Raw genomic sequence first — 23301 nt, 5'->3', positions numbered from 1 at the left:
GCCAACAATCATGAACGCAATCCTGAAGTTGTGCTTCGACGCGCCGATGCAGTCCTGGGGCACCCGCTCCCACGGCATCATCCGCGACACCGCAACCGAACCCACCAAATCCGGGGTCCTCGGCCTGCTCGGCGCGGCCATGGGCATCGACCGCACCGACGACGCCAGCCTGGCCGAACTGGCCCGCCTGAGCATGGGCGTCCGGGTCGACCGGCAAGGCATCCTGGAACGCGACTACCAGACGGCCCAGAACGTGCCCACCACCACCGGCTCGGGCCACCGGACCGTCGTCAGCGAACGCTACTACCTCGCCGACGCCCTCTTCCTCGTCATACTCGAAGGGGACGCAGGCCTGCTCGCCCGTGTGGCCGACGCCGTGCGCCGCCCACGGTGGCGCCTCTACCTCGGCCGTCGCGCCTTTGTCCCGACGCGACCCATCCTCATCGAACCGGGCCTGCTCACCGGACAGACACTCCATGATGCGCTCACAACGCATCCCTGGCTAGTTGAGCCAGACTCAGTGCGGTGCGCCGAGCGCGCCAAATCTGCCGATGACCGGGCGCCGCTCCGGTTGATCGTCGACTGTCCGCCCACCCTGCCGGAAGCCGAAATACGCAACGATCACCCCATCTCGTTCGCGCCAGACCGCCGTCGCTTCGCGACCCGTTCTGTGTTGCTGAACCACACACCCTTGACCAACGCCATGCTGAACGTCGAGGTGCCCTCATGTTCTTGACCAAACTCAGCCTCAACCCCCGATCGAGCGCTGTTCGGCGGGACCTGGACGACATCAACGACATGCACCGCACTCTCATGTCGGCCTACCCCGAGTTGGCGTCGCGCGACAACTTCCGACAAACCCACGGTGTCCTATGGAGAATCGACACTCTCTGCGGCGGACTGATTCAGTACATCCAGAGTCATACCGAACCGGCCTGGAGTCGTCTCGCGGCCGATTACCTCACCCGCCCCGCTGAAGTCCGTACTCTGGCCCCTGTGTTGGACTCGGTCCGGCCAGGCCGCAAGTACGCCTTCCGTCTCGTCGGTAACCCGACACGCTGCATTCACAATGACGCGAACCTCGCCATCCGCCGCCATGTCCCCCTCGGGTCAGAACACCACCTCGACTGGCTGGTCAACAAGGGCAGCCAACACGGATTCATCATCCCCGCTGCCCACGGCGGCCATCCTGACGTCGCGTGCACTGGTCTGCCCCGCCTCACCGGCAAACGCGGCAAGCCCGCCAGGGTCACCATCACCCCAGTGCGCTTCGACGGACATCTGGTCGTCACCGACCCCGACGCCTTCAAAGCCGCCCTCGTCACCGGCATCGGCCGTGCCAAGCCCTATGGCTGCGGACTCCTCACTCTCGCCCGGACCCAGAATTGACAACTCCATCACATGTTCGCCGGAACAACTGGTGCGCATGACCGACCGCGAGAAGGACATCGAGATCCTCGCCCTACGCCACCAAATCACGGTCTTGCAGAGACAACTCGGCGCGCGGCGCTACTCGCGCCACTGTCCCGCACAACGCTGCGCCGACTCCGACTGCTGGTCAGCTCAGACACGGTGCTGCGATGGCATCGCAACCTGGCGAAGCACCGCCACGCCCGTGGAAGCGAGCACCGTAGGCCCGGGCGTCCACGCACCATCGCCTCGATCCGGCCCGCCTGCGGCCGGACCTGCCGCGACCAGTTCTACCAGCTGGGAACGAACCGGCCCTACTTCATGTCCGACGGTTTGGTCCGGCTGCCAGGAACGCCTACGGTGACGATGTGCCTCGGGACCGCGTCGCCTGGCACATCGAACACCGTATGTCCGATGAGCGCGCTCAGGTGTGGCGGGGCCCCGGTGGGATCGAACGCCTTGTGGCGCAGTGAAACCAGGAATCCGATTCGGATATCCGTGGTCTGATATGTGACCGCCTGCTTGAGGTATGCCCGCTTGTCGCTCAAGGGCTGCTTCATCGAATCGACCTTCATCTCGATGCAGATGCTGAATCCGCTGAACTTGAGTCGCAGGTCGATTCGCCCGCCGCCGACGTGCTGGACCTCGAACTCGGCGATCGCGCCGAGGCTACTGGACTTCAAGTAGTCAAGAAGGTCCTTGTGGATGTGGCCTTCGACGGCCTTCGGGTCGAACAGGTACGGATACAGGTCCGATTGGGCATTGGCCCGTGAGCTGACGAACTGGATGATCAGCCGAAGAACGTCGTCCACTGCATCCTTCGGCTCCCTGACGTAGTCGGGGCTCGTCTCCAGACACGATCGGATCGCGGAGTACACCTCTGCCTCGATCAGGTTGAGGCTGTGCTTGCCGATGGTTCTGTCGCTGACCGCTTTGGCGAGTTCAGCGAGGGTCTCGGGCGACACTTTCTCGGCAAGTTCGATCGCTGCCGCGGATCCTGGCAGGACAAGTTGGTTGAGGGGTTGCGGCAGCGACGCGGTCGCCGTGCCGCTACCGCCTTTTCCCGGCCCTGCACCGGCCAATGCTTGCGCCTTCGCCGCTTGAAGGACCGTCTGCGCGGCGGCGAGCTTCTCGGTGACCTCACGTTCACGGTCGCCCGCCGCGGTCGCGGCTTCCTGTTCCAAGGCGTGGGTGTGATCTTCGAGGTTGCACAGCAGGCCCGCCGTCCTGGCGAACCCCGACTCGATGACCGGCTGAACGAGCCTGAGCAGGCCGCCAATGTCCTCCTCGTGAGAGACGACAGCCGCGGAACGCGAGCCCAGGTAGATCTGGAGTAGGTCGTCGACAACGACCTCGGCCTTGTAGAGGCTATCCCGCTCAAACTCTTCCCGGAGCCTGCCCAGGTCGTCAGCCAGTTGTGACCACGCCAGCAGCGCTGCTCGCTTCGGATCCCCATACCAATGATTCAGACCCATGGACGTCACGTTGATCCGGCGAACCCGCTCAGACAGGTCGGCCAGTGCGCGTGGTTCGAGCCGAGATGTCGACAGGGCCGCCACCTGCGGCCTCGCCGAGGACTCGTCGAGAAGCGCGCACAGCACTTCCACCACGGTCAGAAGGACGCTGGCGTCCTCACGCTCGTAGGTGTCCCAGGCGACCTGCAAGTACCGTGCGGAGGCTTCCAGGTTGTGCAGCATGAGCGGCAGGTCCGCGGCGCGGAGTGCGCTGACCAGTTCGATACCCGCCAGCACCCACGCGGCGTCGGAGGCGACGTCCTCGGGGTCGGAATCTGGACGCAACCGGCCGGCCGGGGGGTCGATCCCCGCGACGATGCGGACAACACTGGCGAGGCTCGCGGCGTGCGGCCAGTGGTCGACGGCGACACCGACGGCGCGGACAACCGCGGTGCCGAGCGGCTTGGGCATCGGTGCATCGAAACGTTCCAGAAGAGCTAGCAACGCGAATGGTGATCCGATCCCGCACAGGGCAAGTCGGGTGCGGGCCTCCAGTGCGCTTGCTGTTCTCAGGGCGGCGCGGCTGTCCGGGTCCGGTAAGTCGAGGAATTTCTGGACAGCATCCTCCAGGGCCTTGGCCAGAACCCCGCCGACCTCGTTCAGCGCTGGTCCACTGGTGAGCAGAGCCTCCAAGCTGTCGGTGAGGATGGCCGGACTCGTGGAGGATGTGACCGCAGCTGATACGCGGCGCATGGCTGCCGGATAGCTGTCGGTCCGGCCGCCGGAGTTGGCTGCCTCGTGCGCGACCAGATGGACGAGCGGCGGAAGCACCGGGCTGTCGGCGAGATCAGCAGCTTCCCGAGCCAATCGCTCCCAGCCACCAAGCGTCGCGAAAGCGCCCTCGACTGGCGGGCCACCCGCGCTCGCCGAAAGGAGCGCGGTGAGATCCCCCTCCAGCTCGACGGCCGCACTGCCGCTCATGGCGTTCCTCTCGTCAGCAATTACCGTGCAGCTTCTCACCAAACGTAGGCGTTACCCTCCGCGACAACCCGATTGGCTTGCGGAAGTAGATCAACGAGCGGGGCGGCGTTGCGGGTGGCGACGAAGATCTGCATCTCGGCCTCGCCCGCGACGTCCCGCAAAGCCCTGACCATGGTGGCGAGGTCCTCCTCCGGCATCTCCTCGGCGGACGGCGAGTCCAGGACGAGGAAACCGGGGTGTCGACCGATCCCCTCGACGTAACCGTGCTGGATGAGCGCGATGGCGGTCGCGATCTTGACCCGCAGCTTCTCGCCGGCTGTAAGCCCGGAGTAGGTCTGCTTGACGCCGTTCTCTCGGAGCATCATGTTCGCTCCGCCGCTGAGAGCGAAGCCGCTGAGGTTGTCGGCGCCGAAGCTCTGAGTCAGGCGTTCGATGTCAGCGGAGATCTGGACCAGCATCGGGTCCTGGTCGTTCTTCACCCACTTCTTGAGCACCTGCTCGGCTGCTTCCACGACGGCGAGGTGCACCGGATCGACCGGGTCAACCGTCGCCGGGTCGCTCGACCGGGTCAGCGCCCCCAGAGCACCTTCGGCGCGGGCCAAATCCAGTTCGAGCACACGACGCTCACTCGCGGCCGATAGAAGTGCGCTCCCCACTTCTACTCGCGCCGCCGCCTCGTCCCGTTCCGTCGTCAGCGTCGCGATCTCGGCAGTCAGCTCCGCCACCGCGGCTTCGGCCGCGGCCACTGCGGCCTGCGCCGCTTCAACCTCGTCCAGGGGCCCTTCTTCAGCATCCGGATCCTCGCCGTCACTTCCGGACGTCCTTGCGACCAGGCCGGCCACGAGCTCGTCCGGTACCGATGCGGCCACGATGACATCGGACTGGAGAGCCTTCAGATTCAGTTCACTGGTGCACACCGAACACTCGTGTTTGTCCGGTTCCGCAGCCTGCCGTTCCGGAGTGACCTGCGCAGCGCAGCGTGGGCACACCGACGGACGCATGTGATGGAAGAACCTAGCCGCGAGCGCGTCCTCGTAGCTGGTATGCACGCGGGCCTTCACTGCCTTGAGCTGTTGACGTGCTGTTCCAGCGAGCGACGTCTGCGCGATCAGCTTCGCCTCAAGCTTGTGAACCTCTCGCGCGAGGTCGGATGCGCGGGTCGCGGCGTCGAGCACCAGCTGCATGTCCGGTGTCTCGGCCGGTAGCTTCCCGATCTTCGTCCGAACGTCCTGGACCTGCTTCTCCGCCGCGCGTCGGCTTGCCTCCACCGCCTCGCCAGCCGCCTGGGCCTTGTCCTTCGCGGCGTCTCGTGCCGTATCCATGCCGCGCCGCGCCGTCATTGCGGCAGCCTGCACCGGTGCCCAGTCCGTACCGATGAACATCTGCATCATCCGCAGGCCAATGGTCTGCTCGTTGCCAACGATCGGATCGAGCTGGTTTGCGCGGACCACAAACGAACTGGAGTACGCGGGCCACGCGTGCACCCGAGCCGCCGTGTCCGTCCAGACCGGGATGTTTTCCAACCTCAACCGAGTCATCATCAGCGAGCCCATGACGCCCTCGAAGTCCGCGCCGTCGAACTGCCCGAGGATCGTAGATCTAGTGTCCGAGTCCGCCTCCATGATCCTGATCACTTGTCCGGTGGCCACCCCGTCCACCGCATCGAACGCGACCCGCAGCCGCTCGGCGCCCACCTTCCAATCGACTTCGACATGCTCGATCCAGCTGCGGACGTCGTTCTGGAACTGCGGACACCGGCCGGTCAGTGACCACATGAGAACGTTCAAGAGGGTTGACTTGCCGCGTAGGTTCCGACCCGAGCCAATCCCGTTGACACCGGGCTGGGGCGACCATTCGAAGTGAAATGGGACCCGCGCCCTTGGTCCTGCCTGCTCATCGGCCTCCGATGCCTCACCACCTCCGGCCGAGGCCGCTCCGGGCGAGCGCTTGTCAACGACCGGTCGGATCCACTCAGGGAGGTCGGCTACATCGACCAGCTCGTGTCCATGGGCATCGGGGCGATCCGGTTTGAGCCACTTCGTCCCACTGAAGTACATCCGTGTCGCGCGCAGCGGCACTGGAACCGCCTTGGTGCCGCCGAGCGGGACGCCGAGTCCGCTGAGGATCTTGTCGACCTCGTCGACAGTGAGGCTGAGCGGACCGCCTGTCCGCCGCCTGGCCAGGACGTCCACAACCTCCTTGCCGAGAGCACTCACGTCTGGTCCCCTTCCTGACCGGCTTCTCCAGCAGCCGATACCGATGCGGCGGCGCTCAGCGCGTCCAGCCGTTCGCGCACCCGCGGCGCGATTGGCGCGATGGCCACCCCCAGCTCGGTCCCTGCGTACGTGGCCTGCCGGTATTGCCGGTCCTTCAGGGCCTGCCCACCGTCGTCCCCTGCGACCAACGCGACCAGCTTCACCTGCTTGGCGTACCAGCCCAGAGTCGGATCCTTCGCGAGCTCAGCGACCGCGGCGGCCCCTGCCTGCGTCAGGAAGAACTGGTTGCGCTTGCTCTTTTTGCCTGGCTGCCCGGTACGGCGCAACGTGGCGAGGCCATACGTTTCGAGGATGGAGAACGCGTCATCGAGCTGCTCGTAGGCACCGAAGAACCAGCGCGGCATCGGGTACCAGCGCAGGTCCGGTTCTAGATCGTCCAAGAGCGACCGCGCTGTGTTCAGGTGACCAGCGTCGGCCGTGCCAGCTTCCACCATCGACACCAGCTCGTCGGCGAGGTAGTCCGGGTTTCGCAGCCAGAAGTCCATCGCCTGGAGCCGCAGCTCGCTTCGTACCGACTTGACCGTTCCGGGCGGATCTCCATCCACGGTCGGCGTACCGCATCCATCGAGCAGAACTAGCAATCGAATGGCGTGCTGAGTTCGCGTCGCAGCAGGGCGGCCCTCTGTACCTGCGGACTCTGCACCGGTAGCCATCTCGTCCAACCTGGCATTCCCCCCCCCAGAAGCACCGCTACTCGACCGGACGACCTTCACCAGAACTGCCGCCAGGTGATCACGGGCCCAAGGTTGCGGCCCGTGATCACGTCGCCAACCACGTCGTGCCGGCGCGACCGCCCGTTACGCCCGAGACCCTCTGTGACCGATGTGGTACGTAACGGATGCTGGATAGCAACTGGAACAGATCCGCCGTCTGCGGAGTCGTGCTGTCGGCGACGTCGGTGAACTGCGTGCGCAGGCGGACGCAGGCAACTGGCGGCCGGCGGAACGGCTGGCGCGGGTGCTGGCCGAGCAGGCGAGTTCGACGAGCTCGGCACCCGCGCGGCGGCCAGTGACTGGTACGCGGGCGTTTGGCTGACCGTGCGGGGCATACCTCATCTGTGGCCGAAGGTCGGCCAGGTTCACCGCGGCGATCCACTTCCGGTCCTGCCGTCGTGCCAGCCGGACCCGCCCGCGCCGGTCACCGAGGCTGGCCATCCGGTCGGAGTGCTGAAGCTGATGTGGTGCCTGGGCCCGTACCACTCGACGAACCCCAGGCGGTTCTTGTTCCTCGCCTGCGTCTCCGTCGGGGTCGTGATCGGTGCGGCCTTGGGGGATCTCAGAGCAGCCGGTGCCGTGGTCGCCGATGTCCTGGCTGCCGCGGTGCTCGCGTGGCTGGTGCCGCTCCTGCGTCAGGAGACGGCGGCCTGGGCCATGCTGATATGGCGTGCTGCCCCGAAACGCATTCGTTCCGCCGCTTTGACCGTTCCGATCGTCGTCGTGCCCGCGTTGTGCGCGGCCGGTCTCGCGCTTTCGGCGCCGCTGGACGCCGTCGTGCTCGCGGTGGTGTTCTCGGCCTACTTCGTGGTTGTCCTGGCTGCGCTCGAAGCCGTTCCCCCCGCCAGGACAGGCGTTACCAGGTCAGCCGCCCGGTGTCTGCCTGAAGCCGAGGAACCGTGGCAGGGGCTAGCGCTACGTGAACAACATCGCCAGCTGACGCTGGCGCGCTGGTGACCTGGCCGGCGCGCTACCCGCATTCGAGGAGGTGCTCGCCGACAGGCTACGGGTGCTGGGCCCGAGCCACGCCCACACCCTGACCACCCGATCCAAACGTCCGCTTCTGCCGCAGGTCGGAGCCTCCCAGCAAAACTCCCACATGACCTCCCACTCGGCCTTCCTGCCGCTCTACCAGATGGGCGGCCGATGCTTGGTACAGCACGACCGAGGAGCCAGAGATGATCCGCGAACGGAGGGATGTCATGACACCGCCGGCCTTCCACGACCAGGTGCCGGGATGCGAGCCGCAAGGGTGTCTCCCTGCATCCTGCCGCCAGCCCAAGAGCGAGAGGAGGTTGGCGCGATGATCGAGTTCCAGGAGATCGAGCCGCGGATGACGTTCAGCCCGAGGGCCAACGCGTGAAGTGATCACTGAGGAGGAGTTTCCATGTATCGCCCGCGAATCAAGTGGGAACACCGGCCTGTGCGGATCGGGGCGAGGTTGGTGCGGATCGGCGGCACGGTGCCGAAGATCGCGGCGAATGTCACCGACCCCGACGGGTGGGTGTGGGCGCTGCTGGGAGCCCTGGACGGTATGAGGACGGTGGATCAGATCATCACCGAGCTGGTCCACCGGTTCCCTGGCCGGTCGGCCGCGGACGTACTCGAAGATCTCGGCGCGCTGGTGCGCGCCGGCTATGTCGAGAACGCGGCCGAGCCGCCGCCGGCGGGACTGACCATCAGAGAGCAGGAGCGGTACAGCCGCAGCCGGGCTCTGTGGCAGTGGATGGACCGCACTCCGCGACAGTCCAGTTGGGACACCCAGCTGTTGTTGCGGCAGGCGCGAGTGACGGTGGTAGGAGTTGGCGGCGCGGGGAGCACCGCAGCCCTATCGCTGGCGATGTCCGGTGTCGGAACGCTGCATCTCGTCGAGCCGGACCGGGTCGACCTGTCCAATCTCAACCGGCAGATCCTCTACACCGAGCAGGACATCGGCGAGCCCAAGCTCGACGTCGCCCTGCGCCGGCTGCGCGCGCACAACTCGGACATTACCGTCACGGGCGAGGCACTGACGATCACCGGCCCATCAGCGTTGGCGGCGCTCGCCGCAGGATGCGACGTACTGGTGCTGACGGCGGACTCCCCGGCGCAGATCCGCTCCTGGACCAACGAGTCCTGCCTGCGCACGGGCACGAACTGGGTACATAGCGGCTACCACGGGCCCCAGATCAACCTAGGGCTGTACAGACCCGGCGGCGGCCCGTGCTACGACTGCGCTTACGTGGCCGCACGCGAACGTGAGAGTGGCTTGCCCACAACGACGTGGCCGCCGACCGGGCCGGCAGACGAACTGGCGGCGAGCAGTGCCGTCTCCGCGGGGATCGCCGGTCACCTGGTCGCCCACGCCGCGATGAGCCTGATCACCGGCGCGCCCCGTCTTCCGGCCAACCGTGAATATGGACTCAACCTCGTCACCTTGGACGACAGCGTGGTGCTTGGCCTGACCAAACCCCGAGCGGACTGTCCCGCGTGCGCTACGAAGTGACCTTCATTGGCGTTCTAGCTCTGCGGCCCGTTGCAGCGCCTCGTCCACGCGGGGATCGTCCAATGCAGTAAGCACCTCGGCTGCGTCGCACCATGCCTGCACCGCGGCGCGCGGATCGCCGAGGTGTTCCGACGACGTAGCACGCGTCAACAACACCGAGGCAAGGCCACCGTCGACATGGCCCAACGACCGGTACACCTCGGCCGCGCGGTTGCACACGGACACTGCCGTCTCGTGCTCGCCGAGCCCCTGCCAAGCCACCGCCGCTACGAGGAAGGCGTATGCCTCACCGATGCGGTCGCCGGCTGCTTGGCGCAACGCCAGGCCACGATCGGCGTGCACGAGAGCCTGCCGGAAATCGCCGCGCCGGGTGCAGATGTCGCTCAGATTGCAGTGCACCACTGCTTCGGTGCGGGTCAGGCCCAAGCCTGTGGCCAAGGTCAACGTGCGGTGGTAGCACTCGGTCGCCTCGTCGAGGCGTCCCTGGTCCAGTCGCACGAGGCCCAACCCGAGAAGGCACGCGATCTGGCTCGGCGCGTCGGCGAGTCCGTCGGCGATGACCATGGCCTTGGCGAGGTCGGCATCGGCATCCTGGAGTTTGCCCAGATACCACCAGGTTTCCGCCCGCATGCTCAGCAGGAGTGCTTCGGCATGGAGATTGCCGGCCTGGTGCGCGGCGGCGATTCCCACAGCAGTGATCTCCAGATGCTGCGCCGACCACGCGCGCTCTCTGGCGATCAGGAATCGGCTGTACACGGCCAACGCGATGGCGGAATCGTGGACGCCGAGCGCGCCGGCCTGGCGGACCGCGGCGACGACGTTGGGGCGCTCGGCGAAGAACCATGACATCGCCTCGGCCCGGTCAGCAAACGAGACTGTCGGGGCGACGGCCGGCACTTCCGGCGTGTGGCCGACAAAGGCGGGAAAGGCGGTCTGGTCGGCATACTGGGCTGTGCCCGCGTACCACCCCAACACCCGCCTGGTCGCCTGTTGCCGGTCGGCCGGCGCGTCGTCGAGTTCCACGCGCCGCGCGGCGTAGAAGTGCAGCAGGTCGTGCGTCGCGTAGCGACGGCGGCCGGCCGGCTCGACCAAGTGCAGTTCGGCGAGCGCTTCCAGGCACCGATAGGCCGTGCCTGTGCCAAGACCGGTGATCGCCGCCACCGCGCGCACGTCGAATTCGGGACCCGGGTGCAAACCCAGCAGGCGGAACACCCGGGCCTGGTCGTCAGGCAAGCGCGCGTAGGACCAGTCGAACACCGACTGCACGGCCGCGTCGACGTCGCTCGCTCCGCCGGACATGGCGTCGTCATGAAGTCGACGGCCGTCGGTGATGTCGGCGACGACATCGGCGACCAGGAGGTGCGGCCGCCCGGCCAGCCGCGTGGCCGCGACGCGGACCGCCAATGGCAGACCCGCGCAGATCCGCACGAGATCAGTTACGGCATCCGGCTCGGCATCGCACCGGCCGGACCCGATCAGGCCACGGAGCATGCCGTGCGACTCGTCCGTCGAGAAGAGGTCGAGCCGCACGCGCTTGGCGGCGTCGATGATCACCAGCTCGGTCAGGCTGTCTCGGCTGGTCACCATGGCCATGCAGCCGGCGCCGCCCGGCAGAATCGGCCGCACCTGTGCCGCGTTTGCCGCGTTGTCCAGCACGACGAGCACCCGGCGGGTGGCCAGGGCCGATCGGTACATGCCGGCCAGCGCGTCCAAGTCGATGGGCAGCCGGGCCGCCGGAATCCCCAGCGCGGTTAGAAAGGCGGTCAGCACCAGGGCTGGGTCCAGGGGAGCACTGGGGCCGTATCCCCGCAGGTTCACGAAGAGCGTGCCGTCCGGGAACCTGTCCTGGACGTGGTGCGCCCAGTGCACGACGAGACTGGTCTTGCCGGCTCCGCCGGCACCGTCGATCACGGCGACCGCCGCCGTGCAGTCGGCGGTCGGCAGCAGTGCGTCCAACGCCGCCACCTGCCCGTCGCGGCCGGTGAAATCCCGTACCGCCGCGGGCAACTGCCGCGGCACCGGCGCGGGCGCGGTGTGCTCGCCGGCGTGGACGATCACCTTGTTGATGGTGCCGGCCTGGATGACGGACCCCACCGCGTCACTGGTGACCGCGTTGCTGACATCGTCCGGAACCGCCATGGTTGACAGTCTGTCCGGCGCGCACTCGATGCCGAGAGCTATGCGGGCGCACTTCCACTCTGATGGAGCACCTTCCCGTACTAGCCTGGTCCCGATCACCCGAACGCGGCGTCGAGCCGCCCGTATGAGTCGGAGAGATCTGGTTAGGTGAACCTTTCCGGCTGCGCGGGACAGTCGAGGGGACCCGATGGAACTTCGCGTTCTGGGGCCGGTGCAGGCCTTCGACGACGACGGCGGCCTCGTGCCCATGGTGCCGAAGGTCCGCGCGATCCTGGCGCTGCTGCTGCTCAACTTGAACAAGCCGGTCAGCAACGACGCGATCATGGGCTGGCTGTGGGGCGGGGAGCAGCGCGACCGCGCCACCCTGTACCGCTACGTCAGCGATCTCCGGTCCACGCTGCAATCGGCCCTTGGCACCGAGATGCAGCACATCAACAGCACCCAGCGCCTGGCAGTCGACCCCGAGCACGTCGACTACCACCGGTTCCTCGGCCACCTCGCGGCGGCCAAGGCCGCTACCGACTCCACGGTGCTGCTGCGGGAGCTCGGCGCCGCGATGAGCGAGTTCCGCGGCGAACCGCTCGCCGGGCTCAAGGGCGGCCGGCTGGCCAACCTCCGCACCGATCTGGACAACCAGTGGCGTGACACGTGTCTGCGGCACGCCACGGCGCGGCTTGCCCTCGACCAGCGCGACACCGCACTGACTGAGCTCGATCAGCACACTCGGCGCTGGCCGCACGACGAACGCCTGTACGCGCTGCGGATCGAGGCGATGGCCACGCTCGGACGGCACGCGGAGATCGCGGACTACCTGGACCACCTGCCTGACAGGCACCGCCCCACCGAATGGTTGCGCGACCGGGTCCGGCAGATGCTCGCACTGCGAGACCGCGCCCCGCGCGGCAGCGCACTCCCAGTCGCGGCGTCGTTCGCCTACCCGTTGAGCGCCGGTCCGCGAACTCCTGAGCCAGCCACGCCGCGCTGGCACCCCACCCAGCCGGTCCGATTCGGCGTCGTGCCCGCTCGCGCCGGATGCTTCCAACAACGTGACGCCGCGCGCCTGCTGGCCGACAGCGTCCCGCGCTCGGGAACCGTGGTGTTGACCGGATTAGCAGCCGCGAACACGCGGGTGCTGTCCGGACTGGGCGGGGTCGGGAAGACCCAGCTGGCCGCCGACTTCGCCCATACCCTGTGGGACGCGGGCGACCTCGACGTGCTGGCCTGGATCACCGCGGGCAGCCGCGACGCGATCACCTCCGGCTACGCCCGCCTGGCTACCGAACTTGTTGGCGCCGACGACTCCGACGTCGAGCAGGGCGCGCAGCGGTTGCTGAGCTGGCTGGCGGTGACCACAACGCGCTGGCTGCTCGTCCTCGACGACCTGCGCTCACCAGCGGACATGCGCGGACTCTGGCCGCCGCACACCGGCACCGGCCGCGTCGTGGTGACTACCCGACGGCGGGACGCCGCACTCCGGGGAGACCGGCGGCAGCTTCTGGAAGTCGACTCGTTCACTCCGGAACAGTCCGTGGCTTACCTGACCGCCAAGCTGGCCGAGCGACCGGCTCAAGCCGCAGGGGCCGCCGAGCTGGCGACGGCCATGGGCCACCTGCCGCTCGCCCTGGCGCAGGCCGCGGCCTACATCGCCGATCGAGGCGCGATGACCTGCGCCGAGTACCAGGACCGGTTCGACGACCGCCGCCGCACCCTCGCCGACGTGCTGCCCGACCTCGAAGCGCTGCCCGACGACCACCACAGCACCCTGACCGCGACCTGGTCCCTGTCGATCACCCACGCCAACCAGCTCACGCCAGCCGGGCTGGCTGCGCCCGCGCTGGAGCTGGCCTCGGTGCTGGACCCGAACGGCATCCCGCTCGCGTTGTTCGCGACACCGACCGCGCTGGCCTATCTCACGCGGGCGGCCGGGTGTGAGGTGGACGCGGCCGCCGCGACCGAGTCGCTGTCCTGCCTGCATCGGCTCAACCTGATCACTCTGGATCCCGACGCCCCGCACCGTGAGATCCGTGTGCACGCCCTGGTGCAGCGCGTCGCCAGTGAGAGCCTGCCGGCCGCGCAGCTGGCCGTCACCGCACGGACCGCCGGCACTGCCTTGTTCGAGATGTGGCCGTGGGACATCGAGCGTGACCGTGCGCTGGCCGCTGTCCTGCGGGCCAACAGCGACGCCCTGCACGCTCGGACCGGCAGCTTGCTGTGGTCGGACACCGGTCCCGCGGTCCTCTACCGGGCCGGGCGCAGTCTCGGCGACACCGGCCAGCTCCACACCACCGTCGAGTACTACGCGCGGTTGCGCGACGAGGCCATCGAGATGCTCGGCCCCGAGCACGTCGACACGCTCACCGCCCGCACCAACCACGCGCGCTGGACCGGGGAGTCCGGCGACCCGCACGCCGCGATCGCGCAGTTCCGGGACCTGCTGGCCGACCACCGGCGGCTGCATGGGCCGGACCACGCGGCAACGCTGCGTACCCGCTACAACCTGGCGAAATGGATTGGGGATGCCGGAGATCCGGCCGCGGCGGTGACCGAGCTGGAGTCACTGCTTGCCGACCAGTTGCGCGTGCTGGGACTGCACCACATCGACACCATGGCCACCCGCCGGGCGCTCGCGTACTGGCGGGGTGAGGCGGGGGACGCGACTGGCGCCAGCGAGGAGTACACCGCGCTGCTGACCGACCGGCTGGCGCTGCTGCCTGCCGACCACGTCGACGTGCTGTCCGACCGGCACGGGCAGGCGTACGCGCGGGGGCTGGCCGGTGATCCCGCCGGTGCGGCCGCGCTGCTCGAACGCCTCATACCGGACCAGCTTCGGGTGCTTGGCCCCGATCACCGCAACACCCTGCTCTCACGGCACAACCTGGCCAAGTTCGTCGGCAAGGCCGGCGACCCGCGCCGGGCGCTGCGCCAGTTCGCGGCGCTGCTGGAGGATCGCGTTCGCGTGCAGGGGCCGGACCATCCGGAGACGTTGATAACGCGGAGCGAAGTGGCCTACTCGCGGGGAGACGCCGGCGATCCCGCCGGCGCGGCCCGGGACTGCGCCGAGCTGCTCCATGACCGCTTGCGAATCCTGGGGCCTGAACATCCGCGCACCCTCATCACCCGCCACGATCACGCCTACTGGTGTGGAGAATCCGGAGACCCGGCCGGCGCTGTCACCCAGTTCGAGGCGGTTCTCGCCGAGCGCCTGCGGATCCTGGGGCCCGAGCATCCGCGGACCCTCATCACCCGTCATTTTCTCGCCCGCGCCCGCGGCAAAGCGGGCAAGCATGTTCAGGCAGTGGAGGAACTTCAGGCGCTGCTGGCGGATCGCCTCCGGCTGCTGGGCAGCAGCCACCCACATACCTTGATGACCCGCGGCGAGCTGGCCCACTGGCGCGGTGCCGCCGGTGCGCCCCTACCTGCGGTCGCCGAGCTCGCCGCGTTGTTGGCCGACCGGTTGCGGATCCTCGGCCCCGACCATCCGGCCACCTTGGTCACGCGCCGCGATTTGGCGCACTGGCGGGCCAAATCCGGCGACCCGTTCCGCGCCGTCGGGGAACTGTCCGATCTGTTGGCCGACAGCCAGCGCGTGGTAGGCGCGGATCATCGCGACACCCTGATCATTCGCAGTCACCTGGCGTACTGGCGCGGCGAGCTGGGCGATCCGCGTGGCGCGCTCACCGAATTCACCGCGCTGCTCGGGGATCAACGCCGGCTGTTGGCACCGCACCATCCGCGTACGTTGCAGACTCGCCACGACTTGGCACGGTTCACCGGCAAGGCGGGGGATGCGCGGGAGGCGGTCACGATGCTGGCCGGCCTGCTGGCCGATCGGCCGACTGCGCCGCGCGGCTTGGCCGTTCGCCATGACCTTGCCCGCTACACCGGCAAGGCCGGTGACGTGCCGGGTGCGATCGCGATGTTCACCGATCTGCTGACTGATCGACTCGCCGTGCTGGGGCCGCACCACGCCGACACGCTGTCCACCCGTGATCACCTCGCGCGCTGGCGCGGGGAGTCTGGCGACGCCGCGGGCGCGGTGAACGAACTCGAGTCCGTACTGGCCGACCGTTTGCGTGTGCTTGGCCCGGACCATCCCCACAGCTTGATCAGTCGGGGAATCCTCGCGCGCTGGTGCGGCGAAGCCGGCGACCCGATCGGTGCGCTCGGGCAGTTTGAAGCACTGCTGTCGGATCGGCTCCGGCTGCTCGGGCCGGACCATCCGCACACGCTCATCACTCGCTGCGATCGCGCCTACTGGTGTGGGGAAGCGGGCTACTACGCCGCCGCGGTCGACCTGTTCGAGTCCGTGCTGGCCGACCGCATGCTCCTGCTCGGCCCGCGCCATCCGCACACCCTGGCCACCCGCCACCACCTGGCTCGCGCCCGTGGCGAGGCCGGCGATGCCGCCAGCGCCGCCGCCGAATTTACCGAGCTGCTCGCCGACCGCCTCGCTATTCTCGCCCCCGACCATCCACAGACCCTCATCACCCGCGGCGACGTGGCCCACTGGATCGGCCGTAGCGGCGATCATGTGACGGCCCTCGGCTTGTGCGAAGAACTTCTTGTTGACAGGCTGCGGGTGTTCGGGCCAGACCACCCTCGCAGTTTGATCACCCGTGGCAACATCGCGCACTGGTTGGGCAACACTGGCGAGTTCGACGCCGCGGTTCAGCAACTCGAAGCCCTGCTGGCCGACAGCCTCCGGGTGCTGAGCGCGGCTCATCCCCGCATCCTCGCCACCCGGTACGACCTCGCCACGTTCACCGCCCGTGCGGGCCGGGCCGCCGAGGCGGCCGCCCAGTTCCGGCTGTTGGCTGCGGAGTATCAGCGCACGTTGGGGGACGACCATCCGATCACCGAGCGGACCCGCCGCTCGCTGGCTCAGTGGGATCGTTGACGCAAGGGAATGGGGAGACGGCGGTGGCCGTCTTCCCGTCCGTTGTGCGGTGGACAATCAGCGGGTCAGCCGCAGGCCGGGTCGCCGTCCTGAGCCGGGACACTGATGGCGTCCCAGGCGGCCTTTACCGCGTTGAACTCGGTGTAGCTGCTGGGGAACAGGTTCTTGGCCACGGTGAGCGCCCAGGTCCGGCTGTGCCAAAAGTCGATGCGGAGGCGGTGACCATGGGTTTTGCTTGTCAGCTCAGGCTGCCCGCCGGTACTTGTTGATCACCCCGCCGAGGATCCTTCGGCGTGTTCGTTGGGGTTGCCGGCGCCGGTGTTCGAACGCGCAGCCGCCGGCGCAGCGCTGGTGGGTGTTGTAGAGCGGGCCGGGTGGGCTGCCCCACCAGTCGTCGGGGGTGGTCCGCCGGTAGGGCAGGGTGTTGCCTGGGTTGGCCTCGCGGCCGATGGCCCGGGTCAGCGTGAAGCTGCCGATCGGAGTCGCGGACAGGCTCACGCTGGGGTGCGTGATCAGCCCTGTCCGAGCCGATGCTGGCCGGAATGCCCGCGCTGACCTTTGCCAGCCGCCTGTGGCCTTAGTCGATTCCGCAACTGGGCCGTGGTGGCGGATGCGCTCCTCGCGACGATGGTGATCACCTGGGACACGGAGCCCGTGTCGGCCGGTCAACGGCAGGGCTGACCTGCGGGCGTCGGTGCATTGGTCGTCGGGCTCGGTGACGTCGTCGTGCTGACGCTGCTCGCTGGAGTGTTGATTGGCCAGACCGCCGCACGGACGACAGGCGGCCCGCTCGTGGTGCATTGAGCCGATGCCGTCACCAACAGCCCGGCCGGCACGCACCGTAGCAGGTATCGCATACGCCCACCTTTCACGTTCGGCGGGTCATCCGACCTCTCCAACCGTTGCGGTGGAAGGAAAATGTCGCCCTGCCGTGACCCGTCGATGGGAAAGTAGGGAGATGGACGTTGCCATCACGCCCACCATCGCGAGAACTGCGGGAGGGGCCGTTGCGAAGGTGCTCGGTGGGCTGGCTCCCGAACTGCTGCGTGAGGTTCGCCGCAAACGGAAGGTGCGGCGGTCGATCCAGGCTCTGCTGGAGCGGCCAGCCACCGGCCTCGACCAACCTGCCGAGCGCTTGGCGCCGGTTGAGGTCTCCCGGTTGGTCGCGTACGTCCGGCTCCCCGACTTCGAGCAGGTCGCGATCGCGCTCACCGGCCTGGTGCTGGAACACAAACAGCCGGACAAGTATGTCGCCGACCTGCGTTCCGGACTGACTCGCTCGCTCCGACTGCACGGTGTCGTGTCCGGCCCCGACGTCGACGCCATCGCGACGGCGCTGTTCGACGAGCTGTGGTCCGCTGTGGTACTGACGGTTGGCCAGGCCGGCGACCCGACGCATGTCGCGGCGATACCGGGGATGGCGGTGACGGTCAGCATGCGCGCCGCCGCTGCGGCGCGGAACTGCCAACTGCTCGAGCGACTGCGCACGATCGACGACACGCAGGCGTTTGTTCGCGCGCTGCGCTCCCAGATCGGCCGCGTGGAGGGGTTTGTCCGGCTGCAACACACCGAATCCGGCCGGCGGGTGCCGCTGGCCAGTATCTACGTGGAGCCGCAGCTGGAGAAGCACAGCGCGGAGGCCATGGTCAAGGAGCCGGAACGCATCGCCTCGAAGGATGTCCTGACGCGATGTCTGCGCGCGGTGGTGCTGGGTGAGCCCGGCTGTGGGAAGTCCACGCTGGCAGCCATGATCACGTGTCGCATCGCCCGGGCCACCGAGGCCCGGCTACGTGGCACGGTGCCGTTTCTAGTGGTGATGCGGGACTACGCCGGGTTCGTCGAGCGGGAGCAGCTCTCCGTCGCCCGCTACCTGCAGGCGATGGTGGGGGCGCGCTACCAAATCGAGCCGCCGCCCGACTGCGTGGAGTACCTGCTGCTCAACGGGTGCGGTGTGGTGATCTTCGACGGTCTGGACGAGTTGCTCGACACGTCACTCCGACGCAAGATCGTCGAAGCGGTCGAGGCCTTCGCCTACGCCTACCCGACAGCCACCGTCGTGGTGACGTCCCGGCTGGTGGGCTACGAGCAGGCACCGCTCGATTCGGCGCTGTTCGCGCACCTGCGCCTGGCCGACTTCGACGACGCCCAGGTCGAGGATTACGCCGGCAAATGGTTCGGGCTGGACCGGGATCTGTCCCAGCCTAAACGGCGGGAGTTGGCCAAGGCGTTCGTCCTCGAGTCGGCCTACGCCCCCGACCTTCGCCGCAATGCTTTGATGCTCTCGCTCATGTGCGCGCTGTACCGGGGCGAGGGATACATTCCGCGCAACCGGCTCGACCTCTACGAACGCTGCTCGGTGCTGTTGTTCGAACGGTGGGACCGTCAGCGAGGAATCGAGGTTTCGCTGCCGTTCCAACAGCACGTGCGTCCGGTGCTGTGGTTTCTGGCCGAATGGATGTTCACCAACGGGAACACCAAGCCGGCGGTGACCCAATGGGAGCTCACCGCCGCCGCGCAGCGGTTCCTGCTTAGAAAGCGCTTCGAGGATTCGGACGAGGCGGAGGCGGCAGCCACGGCTTTCGTCGAATACTGCCGGGGCCGGGCCTGGGTGCTCACCGAAGTCGGCACGACAAGCGACGGCGAACCGTTGTTCGCGTTCACCCATCGCACTTTTCTCGAGTTCTTTACGGCAAACCAGCTGGTGCGGACTCATCCGGGGGCGAGGAACCTCCTGGATGTCCTCCTGCCACATATTCGCAACGAGGAGTGGGACGTTGTCACCGAACTCGCCGTGCTCCTGCTCGACCGGCACATCGATGACGGAGCCGACGACTTCCTCGAACTGCTTCTCCGCGACGCCGATGCCCGCCCGCTCGATGACCGCGTGCCAATCCTGACATTCGCGGCGAAGCTGCTGTCCAGCTTCGTTCCCACACCGCGCCTTCGCCATCGGGTTTTCGACGCCTGCTGGGAGCTGGCCAGCTCCATGGACGGCGATGCCGCACGTGTGGATCCGACCCCGTGGCGGCGCAAGTCGCCCCTTGGCTGGCTCCTGGTCGCATCCCCCGAGAACCGGGGTCCGATCGCCACGATGATCGCGGAGCATGCCCGGGCCGAGAACCCGGCCGGGATCTCGGCGGCGCTGGCCGTGGCACTGGATCAGCTCCTCCTCGGCATTCCGCCGACCCTGTGGCGTTCGCTCAGAGATTTCTGGTACGGCGAGTCGGTCACTAACGCGGTGACCCTCCGTCCCGTCTTCAGGAAGCTGGCGAGTAAGCGCGCGTGGGCGGCGGTCGAGGCTGTCTTCGGCGGAGACCTGTCGATTGTCGAAGCGATCGAGTTGCACGGGGCGGCTGCGGTGTGTGAGGGCTCGCCGTTATGGGGAACCAGTTACCGTCGGGCACCGATAATCCAGCAGCAGGTCCTGCTCGACCACGACCTCGAATGGCGCCCAGAGTTCCCGTGGGTCGTCGATCCGCTAGCCGGCACCTGGGCCGAGGAGTTGGCGGCTACGCTGACGGCCGCCCCGACACCCTGGGTGCGGCTGTCGAGGTTGCCCTGGTGGGACATGGACGTGGAAGACGCACCGAATACCACGCCGACCGGCACCGCCGCCTTCGACACGATGGTGTTGTGTGCCTGCCTGCTCTGGGAGGCGCGCGCGGCCGCTCGTGACCGGCTACCGTCCGAGCTCGGCCCGGAGCCCCTGCCGAGCTGGCTCAGGCAGCCGCCGACGCATCCCCTGTCGGTGCTGATGACCAATGCCGGCGAAGTGCGTTATGGCGGGAAGACCGCGCTGTTGACGGACGCCGCGCGAGAGTGGCTTTCGCCTGTGGTTCACGCGTTTGTCTCACGGTGGGCGGCCGGCGGCATAGATCTGGTGCTTGTCGACGCCGCGACGATTTATTAGCGTTCGTCGATGCTTGACAGGTCGGACGGTGCTGGCCCGGGATGCACGTGCCCGGCTCCCCGGGTCGCGCGGGTCATCCCGACGTACAAGTCGTTGTGTCCTCATGGCTCGTCTCAGTGAGCCTTTTTCATCCTGCGGCGAGTTCGCGTGCCTGTAGTACGTGGATGGCTTTGGCCAGGCACCGGCGCGGTGCGGGCTGCACCGCAGCTTGCGGAGAATCCGCCAGGTCTTGAGCTGGGCGCCTGCGCGTTCACCGGGTCCGCGCAGGCGGGCGTGGGCGCGGTTGGCCTCCTTGCGGGACTCGGGCTTGTTGCGGCCTTTGTGCGGGGTCCGAACCCGCTGACCGGTCGGGTCGTAGCGGTGGTAGCCGTTGTCGCCCAGCGCGATCAAGCCGGCCTCGTGCAACGCGACCAGCACGTTCCAGATCCGGGCGGCGGCGGTGTCGTGCGTGCTGCCCGGCAACTGGCCTGACACCCACAGGATTGTGCCGTCCGGCGAGGCGATCACCTGCAGGTTCACTCCGTGTCTCTTGTGCTTGCCCGAGTAGAGGGGCCGATCTGCCGCCACGCGGTCGATCGGGATCAGGGTGCCGTCGATGTTCACGTAGGCCATGCCCTGCCGCTTCGCCTTCCGCAGTGCGGTCCGTAGTTTCGGGGCCCGCTGGGCGAGCAACTCGACGGTCTCGTTGACGTAGCGCCAGCAGGTGGTGTCGACACCGCGAACCCGGCGGCGACCTCGGCGAAGGGCTCGCCCTTGCGCAGGTGCACCAGCACCAGCAGGGCCTGCTGTCCTGGGTTGAGCGTGCGCCAGACCGAGCCCAGTTGCTTGCGGTGGGTTCGGATGAGGCCGGACACGAAGGTCAGGGTCTGATGTGACAACGGCAGCGCGGCACGGTAGAACAGCATGCGAAGCCTTCGGTGGTATGGACTGATCTTGGTCGACAGCCCTCCTACCGGAGGCTTCATCCGTGTCGCGCCGACACGCCGACGATCCTCAGTTCCTGATCTGCATCCCTTGCCTCCCAGGACATCCGGACCAGGATGAAAAAGGTTCACTATGTCGAGACAGTTCAGGCCCGGCAAAGGTTTTGCGATCGGCAGCGCCAGACTGGACACTTCAGCACAACACCAGCAGCTGTCAAAGGAGCACGTGGTGGCATTAGTCAGGAAGGGGTCCCGGCGCATCGTCGTGGACGGCGACACCTATCGGTGGCGCATACGCCACAAGCCGAGCTACAGCCAAGGCAATGGCTGGACCCCACTGACGTTCGCAGTGGAGAACGCGGCAGGCACTGGAACGGTACTCGTCGTCCGGACCAACCAGCCCCACCCCGGGAACTGGCTCGGCCTGCTGTCAAAGCCAATTCTTCCAACCGACGTCGCACGCGCCATACGAGCCGCACGCGCCCAAGGCTGGGCGCCATCCGCCAGCGGCTCCCCGTTCCACCTCGATCTCCCCAGCGCGCCGGGCGACCCCTTGGCATAGTCGCGGTCTCGGCATAGATCGACCTATGCGGACATTCACATAGATAGACGAATTCGGTCCGCTGAACCTGCAGGCCCTGCAAGGAAAGTCTGGCGGCGAGCGGGAAAACCACAGCGTCAGTGAGCCACGTACAACCGCTATGAGGCGTGATGCACATGCTCGCCGCCTTGGATCTGGCCACCGGCAAGCTCCTCTACCGGATCCGGGACCGCAAACGCCACCGCGAGTTCCCCGGTCTGCTCAAGGCCTTGCGCGCCTGGTGGCCTGGGGAGAAGTTGTACGTCGTGGCCGACAACGGCTCGCGGGCAAATCATGCCACCGCGACGACCGCTCACGCCGCTGGCCGGTAGCTCAGCACGTAACCCGTACCTGCAAAGTGCCAACTTCACGGAGAAACCAGCGTTGTCGGCCTCAGAGTGTGCGGGCGGCGGGCCCTGATGCGCTGCCGGCCGCAAGCTCAGATGCTGGTCGTGGCTCATCGCGACACCAACTCTCGGTGAATCGACGCGAAGGCGGGGGCAGTCATGGCGCGCTTGAACTCGGCCTGCGCGTCCGAGACGTCGATGCGGGTGAAGGGTGGTCTGGCGGTCACTGGGGCCTGGTGCAGGGTGAGCTTCGTAGTCGGCTCGCCGGGGATCCCGGTCACGATGACCGTCACGAAATCGGCCCCCATCGGGGTGACGTGGAACCGTCCTCCGGCTAGACCGGCCAGTGGGTGCACGAGCGCGGCGGCGACCTTCGCCGGGGAGCGGCCACCGGCCCAGTCCAGACGCAGACCTTCGGGACCGTCGGGACGGACGGTCAGCCAGTACGTGCTGCCCAGGATTGGCAAGCGGCGCAACACTCCGCTGGCCAGTGCGGCCGGGACAGGAACTCGGCAGCCAGTGCGGATCGCGGACCGCTCGGCCCAGTTGAGACGGCGCTCCAGGTCAGGGAGTTGCTCGGAGCCGATGACCTTCCGTGTGAAGGCCAGCGCGGCCACCCAGTGGCGAATGCCCGTGTTCGACAGCGCGACTTTTCGGGTCGGGCCGGCATCGGCAAGGTGAAGTTGGACCTGTCGGCGCTTCACGGTCGCGCGCAGGCCGGCGAGCCCTTGTAGGCTTCCGTCGACGACACGGGGCGTCAAGGCGGCCATCATCGGGGCCAGGACCCCGTGGCACAGATGCAGAATTGTCTCGTCGGGAGCCAGGCCTGGTTCGACGATGCGGGATAGGGGCATCGGGGACGCAACCTCGGTTGCGGGCCACCGATAGGGCGCGGTCTGTCCGAGCGCGAACAGTATTCCGGCTTCCAGTTGCTGTTGGACGGTGTCGGTGGTGTCGGGCAGGAGCGCCTCGCGGAACCGGTGGTTCACCGCGGGTATCGAGCTTTCACCGAGCAGCCGGGTCTCGTACCCTTCGTTGAGAATCTCGTGCATCCTGGCGCGCTCATCCCCGGACAACGTCTTCAGGGCGCGGCCCACGGCCGGCAGGAGAGTGGAGTCGGTTTCGCCGGTGTAGGGCCGCCGCAGCGCGGCGAGGCGGCGCGTCAGTGACAGACGGTGGGGCATTA

The 23301-nt window shown here is 67.7% G+C and carries 13 protein-coding genes and 1 pseudogene; 7 read left to right on the top strand and 7 right to left on the bottom strand.

The features are described 5' to 3' along the window. Positions 1-10 precede the first annotated feature (10 nt). Positions 11-736, top strand: a complete 726-nt coding sequence (cas5e, locus tag ACIG5F_RS12975; RefSeq protein WP_396517825.1) for a type I-E CRISPR-associated protein Cas5/CasD — start codon at positions 11-13, stop codon at positions 734-736. Next, positions 727-1389: a type I-E CRISPR-associated protein Cas6/Cse3/CasE gene (gene cas6e / locus ACIG5F_RS12970; protein ID WP_396517824.1), complete on the top strand. Its 663-nt coding sequence runs from the start codon at positions 727-729 to the stop codon at positions 1387-1389. Before cas5e ends, cas6e begins: the two co-directional genes overlap by 10 nt. A 335-nt stretch (positions 1390-1724) precedes the next feature. On the opposite strand, the gene ACIG5F_RS12965 is transcribed toward cas6e, so the two are convergent. From ACIG5F_RS12965 to ACIG5F_RS12955, 3 genes are read right to left on the bottom strand one after another with little or no spacing between them, the layout of a single operon-like run. Then, complete coding sequence (locus tag ACIG5F_RS12965; protein WP_396517823.1) at positions 1725-3845, bottom strand: hypothetical protein; 2121 nt, start codon at positions 3843-3845, stop codon at positions 1725-1727. Between the two features lie 35 nt (positions 3846-3880). Further along, positions 3881-6061, bottom strand: a complete 2181-nt coding sequence (locus tag ACIG5F_RS12960; protein WP_396517822.1) for a hypothetical protein — start codon at positions 6059-6061, stop codon at positions 3881-3883. After that, positions 6058-6606: a hypothetical protein gene (locus ACIG5F_RS12955; protein ID WP_396517821.1), complete on the bottom strand. Its 549-nt coding sequence runs from the start codon at positions 6604-6606 to the stop codon at positions 6058-6060. Before ACIG5F_RS12955 ends, ACIG5F_RS12960 begins: the two co-directional genes overlap by 4 nt. A 678-nt stretch (positions 6607-7284) precedes the next feature. Here ACIG5F_RS12955 and ACIG5F_RS12950 point away from each other — a divergent pair. Together ACIG5F_RS12950 and ACIG5F_RS12945 are read left to right on the top strand one after the other, a co-directional pair. Next, a complete protein-coding gene (locus tag ACIG5F_RS12950; RefSeq protein WP_396517820.1) occupies positions 7285-7791 on the top strand; it encodes a hypothetical protein in 507 nt (168 codons plus the stop codon). Between the two features lie 430 nt (positions 7792-8221). Then, positions 8222-9319, top strand: a complete 1098-nt coding sequence (locus ACIG5F_RS12945) for a ThiF family adenylyltransferase (protein ID WP_396517819.1) — start codon at positions 8222-8224, stop codon at positions 9317-9319. A 3-nt stretch (positions 9320-9322) separates the two neighbouring features. Here the strand turns inward: ACIG5F_RS12945 and ACIG5F_RS12940 are convergent, their stop codons facing one another. Beyond that, positions 9323-11458 carry an ATP-binding protein gene (locus tag ACIG5F_RS12940; RefSeq protein ID WP_396517818.1) on the bottom strand — a complete coding sequence of 712 codons (2136 nt, stop codon included), beginning with the start codon at positions 11456-11458 and terminating at the stop codon, positions 9323-9325. A gap of 187 nt (positions 11459-11645) precedes the next feature. Here ACIG5F_RS12940 and ACIG5F_RS12935 point away from each other — a divergent pair, with 187 nt between their 5' ends. Further along, complete coding sequence (locus ACIG5F_RS12935; RefSeq protein WP_396517817.1) at positions 11646-16355, top strand: tetratricopeptide repeat protein; 4710 nt, start codon at positions 11646-11648, stop codon at positions 16353-16355. Positions 16356-16598: 243 nt separating this feature from the next. On the opposite strand, the gene ACIG5F_RS12930 is transcribed toward ACIG5F_RS12935, so the two are convergent. Next, positions 16599-16853: a hypothetical protein gene (locus ACIG5F_RS12930; RefSeq protein WP_396517816.1), complete on the bottom strand. Its 255-nt coding sequence runs from the start codon at positions 16851-16853 to the stop codon at positions 16599-16601. A gap of 460 nt (positions 16854-17313) precedes the next feature. Between ACIG5F_RS12930 and ACIG5F_RS12925 the strand changes: the two genes are divergently transcribed. Continuing rightward, positions 17314-20265, top strand: coding sequence for an NACHT domain-containing protein (locus ACIG5F_RS12925; protein ID WP_396517815.1), 2952 nt, complete (start codon positions 17314-17316; stop codon positions 20263-20265). Between the two features lie 127 nt (positions 20266-20392). Here ACIG5F_RS12925 and ACIG5F_RS12920 read toward each other — a convergent pair. Continuing rightward, positions 20393-21170 (bottom strand): annotated as a pseudogene (locus tag ACIG5F_RS12920) (transposase family protein). Positions 21171-21905: 735 nt separating this feature from the next. On the opposite strand from ACIG5F_RS12920, the gene ACIG5F_RS12915 reads away from it, so the two are divergent. Next, complete coding sequence (locus tag ACIG5F_RS12915; RefSeq protein ID WP_396517813.1) at positions 21906-22100, top strand: hypothetical protein; 195 nt, start codon at positions 21906-21908, stop codon at positions 22098-22100. Between the two features lie 125 nt (positions 22101-22225). On the opposite strand, the gene ACIG5F_RS12910 is transcribed toward ACIG5F_RS12915, so the two are convergent. After that, on the bottom strand, positions 22226-23299 hold the full coding sequence (locus tag ACIG5F_RS12910) for a hypothetical protein (protein WP_396517812.1): 1074 nt from the start codon (positions 23297-23299) through the stop codon (positions 22226-22228). Positions 23300-23301 lie beyond the last annotated feature (2 nt).

Origin of the sequence: Kutzneria sp. NPDC052558 (assembly GCF_044547355.1) — a bacterium.
Classification (GTDB): Bacteria; Actinomycetota; Actinomycetes; order Mycobacteriales; family Pseudonocardiaceae; genus Kutzneria.
The sequence above is the reverse complement of the archived record's forward strand: the minus strand, read 5'-3'. Positions and strand labels throughout refer to the sequence as shown.